This window comes from Lachnoclostridium sp., from assembly GCF_031997925.1.
Lineage (GTDB): Bacteria > Bacillota > Clostridia > Lachnospirales > Lachnospiraceae > Lachnoclostridium.
The window spans coordinates 6,215-18,685 of sequence record NZ_DAMADT010000024.1; the positions used below are offsets into that span (position 1 = coordinate 6,215).

The 12,471-nt window shown below is 33.5% G+C and carries 14 protein-coding genes and 1 riboswitch; of the genes, 7 read left to right on the top strand and 7 right to left on the bottom strand.

Annotated elements, in window-relative coordinates; all coding sequences use genetic code 11:
- The coding region (locus tag RTP52_RS14480; RefSeq protein WP_312372155.1) for a YczE/YyaS/YitT family protein at nucleotides 1-595 on the top strand (595 nt) is incomplete at its 5' end.
- A 13-nt stretch (nucleotides 596-608) separates the two neighbouring features.
- On the opposite strand, the gene RTP52_RS14485 is transcribed toward RTP52_RS14480, so the two are convergent.
- The 3 genes from RTP52_RS14485 to RTP52_RS14495 form a co-directional block, all read right to left on the bottom strand.
- A complete protein-coding gene (locus RTP52_RS14485) occupies nucleotides 609-1,007 on the bottom strand; it encodes a hypothetical protein (RefSeq protein ID WP_312100539.1) in 399 nt (132 codons plus the stop codon).
- 273 nt (nucleotides 1,008-1,280) lie between these two features.
- Nucleotides 1,281-1,946 carry an energy-coupled thiamine transporter ThiT gene (thiT, locus tag RTP52_RS14490; RefSeq protein WP_312372156.1) on the bottom strand — a complete coding sequence of 222 codons (666 nt, stop codon included), beginning with the start codon at nucleotides 1,944-1,946 and terminating at the stop codon, nucleotides 1,281-1,283.
- Between the two features lie 41 nt (nucleotides 1,947-1,987).
- Nucleotides 1,988-2,089: riboswitch (TPP riboswitch) on the bottom strand.
- A 241-nt stretch (nucleotides 2,090-2,330) separates the two neighbouring features.
- The gene (locus RTP52_RS14495; protein ID WP_312372158.1) at nucleotides 2,331-3,137 is read right to left on the bottom strand and encodes a helix-turn-helix transcriptional regulator; all 807 of its coding nucleotides are present in this window, start codon (nucleotides 3,135-3,137) and stop codon (nucleotides 2,331-2,333) included.
- Nucleotides 3,138-3,324: 187 nt separating this feature from the next.
- Here RTP52_RS14495 and RTP52_RS14500 point away from each other — a divergent pair, with 187 nt between their 5' ends.
- The 4 genes from RTP52_RS14500 (at nucleotide 3,325) to RTP52_RS14515 (ending at nucleotide 7,260) form a co-directional block, all read left to right on the top strand.
- The gene (locus RTP52_RS14500; protein WP_312372159.1) at nucleotides 3,325-4,287 is read left to right on the top strand and encodes an ABC transporter permease; all 963 of its coding nucleotides are present in this window, start codon (nucleotides 3,325-3,327) and stop codon (nucleotides 4,285-4,287) included.
- A complete protein-coding gene (locus RTP52_RS14505) occupies nucleotides 4,284-5,252 on the top strand; it encodes an iron chelate uptake ABC transporter family permease subunit (protein WP_312372160.1) in 969 nt (322 codons plus the stop codon). The genes RTP52_RS14500 and RTP52_RS14505 overlap by 4 nt, the downstream gene beginning before the upstream one ends.
- The gene (locus RTP52_RS14510; RefSeq protein ID WP_312372161.1) at nucleotides 5,249-6,007 is read left to right on the top strand and encodes an iron ABC transporter ATP-binding protein; all 759 of its coding nucleotides are present in this window, start codon (nucleotides 5,249-5,251) and stop codon (nucleotides 6,005-6,007) included. The genes RTP52_RS14505 and RTP52_RS14510 overlap by 4 nt, the downstream gene beginning before the upstream one ends.
- 215 nt (nucleotides 6,008-6,222) lie before the next feature.
- Nucleotides 6,223-7,260 (top strand): siderophore ABC transporter substrate-binding protein, encoded by a 1,038-nt coding sequence (locus RTP52_RS14515; protein ID WP_312372162.1) that lies wholly within the window; start codon nucleotides 6,223-6,225, stop codon nucleotides 7,258-7,260.
- 359 nt (nucleotides 7,261-7,619) lie between these two features.
- Here RTP52_RS14515 and RTP52_RS14520 read toward each other — a convergent pair whose 3' ends face one another.
- Nucleotides 7,620-8,255, bottom strand: coding sequence for a TlpA family protein disulfide reductase (locus tag RTP52_RS14520; protein WP_312100524.1), 636 nt, complete (start codon nucleotides 8,253-8,255; stop codon nucleotides 7,620-7,622).
- A gap of 249 nt (nucleotides 8,256-8,504) precedes the next feature.
- A complete protein-coding gene (locus tag RTP52_RS14525) occupies nucleotides 8,505-9,173 on the bottom strand; it encodes a cytochrome c biogenesis CcdA family protein (protein ID WP_312100522.1) in 669 nt (222 codons plus the stop codon).
- A 516-nt stretch (nucleotides 9,174-9,689) separates the two neighbouring features.
- Here RTP52_RS14525 and RTP52_RS14530 point away from each other — a divergent pair.
- Nucleotides 9,690-10,124: a rhodanese-like domain-containing protein gene (locus RTP52_RS14530; protein ID WP_312372164.1), complete on the top strand. Its 435-nt coding sequence runs from the start codon at nucleotides 9,690-9,692 to the stop codon at nucleotides 10,122-10,124.
- 155 nt (nucleotides 10,125-10,279) lie between these two features.
- Here RTP52_RS14530 and RTP52_RS14535 read toward each other — a convergent pair whose 3' ends face one another.
- Nucleotides 10,280-10,666 (bottom strand): MerR family transcriptional regulator, encoded by a 387-nt coding sequence (locus tag RTP52_RS14535; protein ID WP_312100519.1) that lies wholly within the window; start codon nucleotides 10,664-10,666, stop codon nucleotides 10,280-10,282.
- Nucleotides 10,667-11,073: 407 nt separating this feature from the next.
- Between RTP52_RS14535 and trxA the strand changes: the two genes are divergently transcribed.
- Entirely contained in the window at nucleotides 11,074-11,388 is a 315-nt protein-coding gene (trxA, locus tag RTP52_RS14540; RefSeq protein ID WP_312100518.1) for a thioredoxin, read from the top strand.
- A 121-nt stretch (nucleotides 11,389-11,509) separates the two neighbouring features.
- Here trxA and RTP52_RS14545 read toward each other — a convergent pair whose 3' ends face one another.
- Entirely contained in the window at nucleotides 11,510-12,184 is a 675-nt protein-coding gene (locus RTP52_RS14545; RefSeq protein WP_312100517.1) for a Crp/Fnr family transcriptional regulator, read from the bottom strand.
- Nucleotides 12,185-12,471 lie beyond the last annotated feature (287 nt).

Genomic DNA, 12,471 nt, shown 5'->3' on the forward strand with positions numbered 1-12,471 from the left:
CGCTTTGACGGGTATTTTATTTGTTGGAGTTGGAATCGGATTTAATGCGAAATCATTATTTGGAAATGATCCCGTTGCCTTACTATATGATGGTGTTAGAAATGCTTGTTCTTTACCAGTGTCACAGCTCGGGACGATATCTAATATAGTGAATATTTGTCTCATTATTTTGCTTTTTTTTATTGGTAGACATTATATAAATATTGGTACGGTAGTGTATATCCTACCGTTAGGTACATTTGTAAATCTTGGTACATTTTTATTCCCCAAGATATTTGTTACAAATACAGTGTTAAGTAGAGGAATTGGAACTTTTTTTGGCTGTCTATTCATCTATGTGGGTGTATCCATCTTTATCAGCGTAGATATCGGTTTAGATCCTTTCACCGGTCTGGTAATGGCGATTAGTGACCATCTTCCATGGGGGTTTGGAATAACCAAAATAGGCTTTGATTTTATTCTTATTGTAATTGGTTATTTACTAGGGGGGAAAGTGGGTGTGATTACCTTCATTACCGCTTTGTTAGCAGGACCAAGTATTCAATTTATTACAAAGCTATTGAAACGGTTATTACAAAATATAAAGTTATTATAATTTACAGGTAAGGCTAATGGAATAGCTCATTAGCCTTCTCATTTAATTGTTCGCATGATGTAAAATCACTTAAGTACCAGATATCATTAATGCATACATACGGTGATTGAATGGAAATAGTGAATTCTATGTTATCATTGCCTTGCAAAGTATATTGAACTAAACTCTCATCAAAAGACATAGGATTTGTAATCTTTTGATGGAGAGGAAGATGTTGTATTGTTGTTATGATCTGATTTAACTCATTCGTATCATGAATCTGTACAATATTCTCTGGCAGCAGGGACAATAAGGTGATGGATTTAATATCTAATACTTTAATTGTTGTTAAATTAACATCCTTTGTATGTGAACAGGAAGCTAAAAAAGCAGTAAACAAGAGGGTGAGTAATAATAGAGTCTTTTGTTTCATGTCATTAACAACCTTTCCTTTCCTTCATTCGAGCGCAAGTTAGCCGGATGTTATGTATATGGATAAACCGTCTCGCTTCTATCTATTAGACGATAACACTTGGAAAAAAGTTTCAATCCATAAATTAATTATGAATTAGTTAATTATTTAATTCGCTGAATACAAAACTAAATTTCGGTTTATTTCTCACATTACAACTTTGTAAGACTATAGTTTATACAAAAAAAGCTGTCCTAAAGTGAAGTTTAGGACAGCTTTAAAATATGAATTGTATTAATCTTGAAGTGACATTTTCTTTACCTGATCAAAGGCATTTTTCACCAAAGGCAGAGAAATTATTATTACGGTTGCAATTCCCTCAGCATAGATATAGGCTCCATTATAAGCCATAGAATATAAAAGTGGGTTCCAGCCTTCCCAAGCATAAGAGCCAAAGAAGATATATCCGGATAAGGTAGTAAATAACCATCTTCCTGTAATACCAACAAGGTAGCCTTTTAACAATCCATTCTTACTCTTATAGAAAAGACCAGATAACCCAAGGGCACCAAAGGCGAGAGGATAATCTAAAAGAATCTGTGCAGGATGATAGATATATGGTTTTATAACAAATTGTAGGATACCATATGCAACACCTACAATAATACTTGTCTTTGCACCATAGAGATAACCAATCAAACAGATAAAAAGCATACTAAATAAAGTTACGGAGCCACCAAATGGGAAAGAATATATTTCAAGATAAGAAGTCACAAGTGCTAATGCCATCGCAATGGCACAAAATACTAACTGCTGTGTAGGCATTTTCTTTGTATTTTTATTTTTTGCAAAGAAAGAAGCAAAAACTATTAAAGCAACAAGTAGAACAACTAATAAAATATAACTAAGTGTTGTTAAACTGTAGTTGCCATCAACGGATGTAACGAACAAATCACGCATAAAAAAAACCTCCTTACGGTCACTGTAATTGTGATTGCTTCGGAGGACGTTTGGTGCTTCCTTACGCCAGTACTAACTGGATCAAGTAATAAGGGTCAGTAGGTGTCTACTTCTCAGCCAATGCGGCTCCCCTAGCAATACAATAATAATTGTTTATTATATTAAGGAAAAGTTCGTGAACGTACTTTTCTTGTTTTTTATGTAATCAATGGAGTGCAAGGTAGAGTCATCGATTTTAGTATACACTCTAAAAGCATTTCCTCTTGATTCCATGGTTACTATAGCAAGTTATACGTCTAATGTCAAGTAGAAATGTAATTTCTCAGAAGTTTGTTTTTAGCTTCAAAGGAAAGGTAGGTGTGGCATGCAAAACACAGGTGATTACTAACATACTACTCTGTGGTAGTCTTTTACTTCACTAGGACGGATGTGATAGTATTTTTTATATAATCGGCTAAAGTATAAAGCATCGTCATAACCCACTTTTGATGCAGCCAACTGCACAGAGTAACCTTGCTTTAATAGCTCGGTGGCTTTTTCTAATCTTTGCCTAATTAAATATTCTATTGGCCTGATCCCTAAGTTTTTATAAAACAAATGGGATAGTTGAGCAGGTTTTTTGTCAAAATAAGCAGCTAATTCATCTAATGTAATCGGGGTGGAGAGGTGTTTTTTTATATAACTGCATACCACATCAAGAAGCTGATGTTCTGATGTATCGCCTTGTTTTAAGGCAGTGTTTAATAGCTTTCTCATCTCTAATTCAAGAGTTAACGTATGGTAATGATGACTTGATGTAATTTTTCCCATCAGTCGTTTTAGCATCATATGAGTTTTTTTAGCTTCCGTTAACTTTAAATGAAATGAATTTGGAATGCACTCATCAGGAGATAAAGTGGAATTGCCAAAGGTATAGGAAAGTAGGATAAACTCAAAATCTATCTGATCTAGTGAGAATAGATGGAGATAGCTTCCGCTTTTTATATGCTGTACATAGCTTGAAGTAAGATAGGTTGTGGTTTCTTCATCTATTGTTAGTTGAGCTCGTCCTTTGATTGGAAATAAAAATCCTCCTTGTGGAAATTTGCAATGAAGTGATTCTGTACTAGTTACTGTTACCTGTATTAAGTTTATATTTTTTAATGTTTGGTTTCGATATAGTGATGAAATTCCACCCATTTTTTCTTTCATAGTAAATTCCCCTTCTGACAAAATTAAAATCCACACGGTAATGAGAGTCATTATCATTTGAGTGATTTTAGGATATCATATTTCTTAAGATTTGTCCATAGGTTAAAAATTGTCCATTCAATCCAAAGACTATCCTTGTTATACTTCCCAATGTCAATGAAGAACATAAAACGACAGGAGAAAAGCAGTGAAGAAGAGAATTGTTTTTATCATTATATTAATAATTGCATCCTTTCTATCCATCATGCTTGGAGCACAAGATTTTTCTTTAAGAGAAGCATTGGTAATAGGGTCTGCGGATTATCAATTACTAATTTATAGCCGAATTCCAAGACTTTTAGCTGTTTTGGTAACGGGAGCTGGACTTAGCATATCTGGTAAGATTATGCAGACAATGACAGGAAATCGGTTTGTTTCACCAACTACTGCGGGAACGATGGAGTGGTGTAGGCTTGGTATCTTACTATCCATTTTATTTTTTGGTGGGCAGTCTATGATGTCGAAGATGATGTTTGCTTTCATCATCGCATTATTTGGAAGTCTTTTGTTTGTACAGCTTCTTCAAAAAATACCTTTGAAAAGTCCTGTAATGGTTCCTCTCATTGGTTTGATGCTTGGAAACGTGGTTAGCTCTTTAACGGCTTATATTTCCTTTCGCTATGATTTGGTACAGAACATATCCTCTTGGTTACAAGGAAACTTCTCTTTGGTAGTCAAAGGAAGATATGAGTTGCTTTACTTAGGGATTCCCTTTGTTATTTTCGCTTATTTATATGCGAAAAAATTTACGATTGCTGGAATGGGTGAGAGCTTTGCAAAAAACCTAGGATTAAATTATAGATTAATTACTATAATCGGGTTTGTTATAGTAGCATTCCTTGCTTCTATTATCACAGTATCGGTGGGAAGCATTGCTTTCTTGGGATTAATTATACCGAATATTGTATCTATCTATTATGGTGATGATTTAAAACATACCTTGTTTGATACTGCATTACTTGGTGGAACTTTCTTATTATTCTGCGATATTTTAAGCAGGATTATCGTTTATCCTTATGAGATATCCGTTAATGTGATTGTTAGTGTCTTAGGTGGGGCAATCTTTTTATTCCTGCTATTTCAAAAGAATAAGGAGGGAGGTACCGTATGAGACCAAAACGAATATCAAAAGAGAAAAAATGTATCTTGATACTAGTCTTAATCGTTGCCATTCTTTGTTTTCTTTTCCTTTTCATAGGATTAACAACAAAGAACATCAATTATTTTTTTCCACGTAGATTACGTAAAGTGTTAGCGGTTTTTTTAGCAAGCTATTGTGTTGGTTATTCTGCGGTATCCTTTCAGACGATTACGAACAATAAGATTTTAACTCCGAGTATTATAGGGTTGGATTCCTTATACTTATTCTTACAAACCCTCATCGTATTTTTCTTCGGTCAAGCGGGAGCTAGTAAATTAACCGGTCTTCCTAATTACTTATTATCCATTGGGCTAATGGTACTTTGTTCGTTTTTTTTATTTCTAGGTATGTTGAAAGGAAACAGCAAAAATCTTTACTTTATGGTATTAGCAGGAACGATTTTTGGTGGATTATTTTCAGGATTGGCATCTTTTATGCAGGCATTAATGGATCCTAATGAATTTTCTCATGTACAGGGAAAGATGTTTGCTAGTTTTAATCAGATGAATACAGATTTGTTATTTATAAGTATCACAATTGTTGTTGTGATTGCTATAGTGGCTAGAAGAGATTTTTCGAAGCTTAATGCCTTAGGACTTGGTCAAGCGGGGGCAATTAGTTTGGGAGTTCCCTATCGTAGAACTGTGTTTAGAACATTAATGTATATTGCAATCTTAACAGCGGTTTCTACAGCACTCGTTGGACCGATTACTTTTCTTGGTATCTTAGTTGTAAGTATTGCAAGAAATTTAGTCTCAACGTATCGTCATGAAATCAGAGTGCCAGTTGCTGTACTATTAGGAGCACTTGCACTGTTTGGTGGACTGTTTTTTGTAGAACGTATCTTGCACCACTCAACTCAGATTAGTGTTGTCATTAATTTTATTGGTGGCTGTTACTTTATATATCTCATGCTTAAGGAGGGAAAATCATGATAAAGACAAGAGGCTTAACAAAGGCTTATGGCAATAAAAAGGTTGTAGATGATATTTCGATTACAATACCGAAAAATAAGCTGATTGCCTTTGTAGGTAGTAATGGAGCAGGAAAGAGTACACTGTTATCCTTAATAGGGCGTATCTTGGATCGAAGTAGTGGTGAGTGTCACATAGATGAGAAAGAGGTAAAGGAATGGAGCAACAGAGATCTTGCTAAGAGACTTTCTATCCTAAGCCAAACAAATCACCTTAATATTCGACTTACGGTGCACGAGCTAGTACAGTTTGGCCGTTTCCCTTATAGTCAAGGACGTTTAACAAAAGAGGATGATAAGAAAGTTGCAGAGGCGATATCTTACATGGGTATCGATGCCATTAAGGACCGTTACTTAGATGAATTAAGTGGTGGTCAACGCCAAATGTCCTATATCGCAATGTTATTGGCACAAGATACGGAGTATGTGTTTTTAGATGAGCCTCTCAATAATCTTGATATGAAACACTCCGTACAAATCATGAAAATCCTAACCAAAATGGTGAAGGAACTTGGAAAAACGGTTATGGTAGTAATTCATGATATTAACTTTGTTTCCTGTTATGCAGATTATATTATTGCAATGAAGGATGGAAAAATTGTTGCCAATGGACCAAGGGAAGAGGTTATGAATCCACAGATGCTTCAGAAGGTGTTTGGGATGGAAATTAAGGTAGAAGAAATAGGCGGAAATAATATCTGTCTTTATTACACCTAAAAAATAATAGAGCAATAAAGCTACTATTGTTCTAAGTTAGATAATCAATGGGATGTTGTCCCATAAATTATAAATAAAAAAAGGAGGATGAATGATTCCTACATAAAAAGTTGTCTTAGATATCAAAAAGGATGGAACAATGCATCCAATATCTAAGGCTTGTTTCGAAACAAAAGAGACTAAAGTTAAATGTAAGGAATCATTATAAAACAAACATGAGAAAAATTAATTTTCATAAGAGTATCTTCTCAGATGCTAAAAAGAAGGTTTTAGCTGGAATTTTATTAGGAGTTATGGCGACAAGTGTTTTAACAGGTTGCGCCAAAAAACAGGGTGATACACCTGAGGATACTAATAAAGGTGAGGAGAGTACAGTGACTCCAGCTCCAACACAAACACCTGAGGCAGAAGAATCAAGCTTTTCCTTAACACATCCACTGGGAACTGTAACTTTAGAAGGTGCTGCTGATAAGGTGGTAGTATTTGATATGGGTGCATTAGATACGATAGATGCTCTTTCGTTTGACGGTGAGCTTGCAATACCACAAGATAGTATTCCAACTTATTTAAGCAAGTACGAAGAAAATACTGTAAATGCCGGTGGACTTTTCGAGCCAGATATGGAAGCAATTTATACTTTTGAGCCAGATGTCATTATTATTGGTGGTAGACAAGTTGACTTTTATGAAGAATTGAATAAAATTGCACCAACCATTTATGTTGAGCTTAATGCTGATACTTACATGGAAGACTTTAAACGTAACACTGAAAATATAGCAAAAGCAATTGGAAAAGAAGAGGAAGCAAAGACTGCAATTGATGGTATTATGAACAAAGTCGAAGAAGTGAAACAGATTACGAATCGTAGTGATAAAGAAGGCTTAATTATTATGACAAACGATGGCTCCTTAAGTGCATATGGTCTAGGTTCTCGATTTGGTATCATTCATGATGTTTTAGAAGTAAAACCAGCGGATGAGACAATTGAAGTTTCTAAGCATGGTATGGAAGCCAGCTATGAGTATATTGCCAAAATAGATCCTGATATCCTATTTGTAGTAGATAGAACTGTAATTGCAGGTGGTTCTACAACTGCAGAAAAGACTCTTGATAATGAGCTAGTATTAGGAACGAAAGCTGCAAAAGAGAATTCAATCATTACTCTTGATTCAGAATGCTGGTACTTATCAAGCGGTGGTATTAACTCCGTACAAGTTATGGTGACAGAGGTAGAAGAGGCTTTCAATAAATAATATTAGCAACTGAAGAATGTGTAAATTTAGTTAGGAAATTATTGTCTAAACTTATAACGATATAAAAGAGAATCTCTATTGATAACAGTGCCACGGATGTAGAAAAAATACATTTGTTGAACTTCATTGATAGGGATTCTTTTTTATCTTCTGTCATTAGAGAGAAAGTTCTAATCTAATAAAGTAAACTAATTATCATATATGGATTCCGTATTAATTTCATAAAAAAATCCCGGAAATATAAACCTGTATAAGACGTATAGCCTTATTGGTATTTCTGGGATTTTTGATAATTCTATTATACTAAATTAATTAAGTATATATCTTTATTATAGATGATAGCGTTTTGGTTAAAGCTGTTACTCACCCAATAATGCATCCAGCTCTTTTCTAAGAACAGATTCTGAGATCGCACCCTGATGATAATTTACGATATTTCCATCTTTATCTATAATTATTGTGGATGGTATGGCGTAGACACTATAATAGTACGCACCTTCTTGATCTACATCAAAGAATACAGGAAATTCATAACCATTATCTTCTATAAACTTACTACCTTTTTTTATTGTTTCCCGAGACCCATCTACCAAATCAACCATGAGGAAATTCACATCATCTTTTAAATCAAGATAAACTTTATTAAACTCTGGCATCTCACCCTTACATGGACCACACCAACTTGCCCAGAAATTTAAAACAATAGGTTTTCCATAATAGTCACTAAGTGATACAGAATTTCCATCGATATCTTGCATAGAAAAATCAATAGCAGGATGCATTGTTGGTTCAGGAGTTTCTGTAATGGATGGCTCGGAAGTATTGTTTGATGAATTCTCTGATTCAGGGGTTGGTGTAATGCTTACCTGCTGCTTTATCTCATTTTCCTCTTCTTGCTCTGCGTAGTATTTCGAGAGATTTTGGTAAAGAACAGTTGCTCCGACAATAAGAATAACAAATACAACGAGTATCCATAGTATTTTTTTATTTTTCATATATAACCTCATTTCTGCGCTAATCTTTTTCTTGCTTGTAAGACAATTCATATCATCTTAGTTTGTGGATTCAGCGCTGACACAAACTTACTGAGTAAAAAATTGAAAAATTTTACACTCTTATATAAGAATTTTAATCTTGGTTTGCTTATCATTATGATGAAAGAAATACTGGTCAATTTACTTAAATGTATCATCGATGTTTTACAAAAATCTACGTGTCTGCTTTAAACATATCTATGATTTTTCCTATTGTAAAAATGAGAAAATAGCACTATAAGTACCTGTTAGGAACAGTATACCCATCAAAATTAATAGTCCAGCTGAAACAAAAGATATCTTTCTTGAGTTTCTCTTTAAAAAATCAAAGGTAGACTTTAATTGATCAATTAATAATGCACTTAATAAGAATGGAAGTCCTAATCCAAGTGCGTACATAAGCAGCATAACAATACCTTTCATTGTACTTCCAGTTTGCGCAGCCATAACAAGAGCAGAACCAAGGAAGGCCCCTACACAAGGAGTCCAACCAACAGAGAAGATAATGCCAAAGAGGAAGGCAGCAATGGATTGATTTTTTGTTTTAGTTAGCTTATGACTATTCATTCCACGAAAGATCGGAATTTTTACGATACCTAAAAAGCTAAGCCCCAGTAAAATCAAGAAGATACCAGATATAATGTTAACAGCCGTATGGTATCGAATGAGAAATCTACCAAGTGTTCCAGCAAATGCACCCATAAGGACAAATGTGGTGGAAAAACCGGAGATAAACAATAGGGCGTTTTTTAAGGTGCCATATTTGGTCCGAGTATCAGGTTGCCCAGCAATATAAGTAAGATAAAGCGGCAACATAGGTAATAAACATGGGGAAATAAAAGTGATAATACCTTCTAAGAAGGATATAATATACTGCATAATTCTCCTTTCATCTTTTGACATTATTGATTAATCTTGATGAGGAAAAGTTCGCGAAGCGTCTTTTTTGTTCATGACAAGCAAAAGTTCGCCAAGCGTATTTTTTCTTGTTTACTAGTTACAGATTGTTTATTTTACATGATTGTTTGCCTATTGTAAACAATACTACCATAATTCCTATTAATTTACTGTGATTAAGTCACATACGATTATAAATTGCTTTGGTAAAATTAAACTGTTTCTAAAATTAATTTGTATTAAAATTAATTTGAATGTAAAATAAATTTGAATGAAAAATAAATATGTATGAAAAATAAATATGTATGAAAAGTAAATTGTATGAAAATTAATTGTATGAAAGTAAATTTATTTGAAAAGTGAATTTGTGTGAAAGTAAGTTTCTATGAAAAGAATTTATTTGAAAATAAAATTGTATGTAAAATGAAAGGACATAAAGCTAAAATTGTATATAAATAAATTTAGAAATAAATTAAAAAAGAATCAAGGAGTGGTAGTATGAAAGTAAGACCTTTACACAAAGGAGTTATCTATATATTACTCATATTGACAGGAGCAATGATACTAGCTGGTTGTTCGAGAAAACAGGATGCATCAAAGGAGGAGACAGAGTTGAAAGAACAAACCTATATAGAGATTACACAAAGTGAAGCAAAAGAAATGATGAATTCCGAGGAGAAATTGGTCATATTAGATGTTCGTACGGATGAAGAATTTATGGAAGGACATATTGAAAATGCAATTCTTTTACCAGTTGGAGAAATTACAGACCGTGCAGAAGAAATGTTACCAGATAAGGATAAGAAGATATTAGTATACTGTCATAGTGGGAGAAGAAGTAAGGTAGCTAGTTATGAATTAGCTGAGCTTGGGTATACGAATGTTTTTGAGTTTGGTGGAATTATTGACTGGAAATATGACATTGTGAAATAAGGTTATTTTTGTAATAAGGTTGTTGCATAAGAGAATTAATGCAACAACCTTATTTCATGACAAGGAAAAGTTCGCGAAGCGTACTTTTTCTTGTTTATTATATTTAGGTACAAATAAAACCACCGGATGTACCGATGGTCATGATAACATGAAAATTAGCTGATAGGAAATGCATCAAGATGAAAGACGCCAATCTCTTTATAATGATCAATTTTATATTCAATTGTACAAAGACTGCGATTTAATAATTCAATTTGTTCTAAGATATATGCCTTATGTAATTCTAGCATCTCTTTTCTTTGCTCACAGGTTTCTTCTCCATTTAAGCATAAATACATAAATTCTTTAATTTTTTCTATGGACATCCCAGAATTTTTTAAACAGCAGATGAGGCCAAGCCATTGAATATCATTTTCGGAAAAAGAACGTTTACCAGTTCCATCTCTTTTTAGTAGGGGGAGTAGACCTTCTCGATCATAAAAGCGGATGGTATGCTCGGATAAGCCAGTTTGTTCGGAAACTTGTTTTATACTATAACTCATTTGATATCCCTTTCTTTCTTATCGTTATTATCCGTGAGACAGTGAAGTTAATATTCCTGTTTCAATTCTTTTATTTATAGTTTAAGCATAATTTATAATTATAGAAATGAAAATCATGTTTCTATAATCGGATTAGCAGTACAAAAAGCGCACCTTTTATCAAAAATAGCTACGCAATTTCTGATAAGTTGTATTGTACAGTGCAATCAATGGTTTCCTATCCATTATATCATATCCATTAAAAAAGGGAGAAGAAATCTCTGAAAAAGATGTAGTGCTACGGTGACTTAATCACAGATAAATTATTTAAAGGGGTATATAATGATGTTAGAAACAACAAATTGATATTTCTAAGGTATTATTTGTGATCATAAAAAAATAAAAATAAAATTTAAGGAGGTTTTACTATGGACGTATTACACGTAACGAAGGAAAATTATAAAGCAGAAGTTTTAGAGGAAGATAAAGTTGTATTACTTGATTTTTGGGCACCTTGGTGCGGACCATGTAGAATGCTTTCTCCAGTGATAGAGGAAATCGCGAAAGAAGAAGGGAATATTAAAGTTTGTAAAATTAATATAGATGAACAATCTGAACTAGCAAGTGCTTATCGTGTAATGAGCATTCCAACATTAGCCGTAATGCAAAAAGGTAATTTGGTTGCTAGTAGCGTAGGATTTAAATCAAAAAAGGATATCTTAAAGATGCTTCCAGCTCAATAAAGATAGTTACAGTCCTTTCAGTGGATAAGATTTCATTCTAAAATAGAAAGTGAGGAGAATCTATTTATCTATAGGAAAGCATATAGGCTTCCTATGGATCTGATTTCTCCTCACTTTTTAATTAAATAATACTCTTTAACTTCTTTTTATCAAGAATTTCAATACCGCCTCTTGTTAGAGACACAATACCATCTTCTTCAAAATGTTTTAACATACGGGAAACAACTTCTCTGGCACTACCGATGTATTTTGCTATCTGTGCATGGGTTAATGGAATCACATCTTGTTTATGTTTTAAAGATTCATCTAACAAAAATACTGCTAAACGTTTATCAAAACTCATAAATAGAATCTGCTCCATTGTCCACATAACATCGGAAAAACGATCGATCGTGGTTCGATAAGAAAAGTTTTCAACATAGATGTTATGTTCCATAAGTTTTTGAAATGCACACGATTTGATTAAGTAGGCCTCTGTATCAGATTCTGCTTGTATATTGACATCAAATGTAATATTTTTAAGTACGCAGGAAGCAGAGAGAACGCAAACATCTCCGTCTGATAAACGGTATAAGGTGATATCTTTGCCTTGCTCTGAAAGCATATGCGCTCGCAGAGTACCTTTTTTTATAATTAAAACACCAAGACATTCTGTACTATTATTGTAAATAATGGCATCCTTATGAAATTTTACCGGGGAAGTCTGATTCAAAAAGATGTCCATCTCTTCCTTGGCCAACTTAGGTATGAATGATATCTTGGCACCTAAATATTCTAAGTCTTCTTGTGTTATCATAGGCCCTCCCATTTTTATAAATTTAAGTAATCCTATATGGAAAATTTGCTAGGAATATGAGTATTATAACATATATAAGTGCTTTAACATAGTTATTTTCAGTGTATTTTATGTGAACCTTGATTAGAACAGATTCTGTTATGATAAGATTCCGTTAAGAATTGTTCTCCTAACTTGTTGTATATGCAAAACTGTGATATAAAATGCATGAATTGTAAAATGGGGGAAGATGTGAATAATTTCCGAAATTTTATGGTTTCAATTTACATAATTAAGGGAAGTATTAT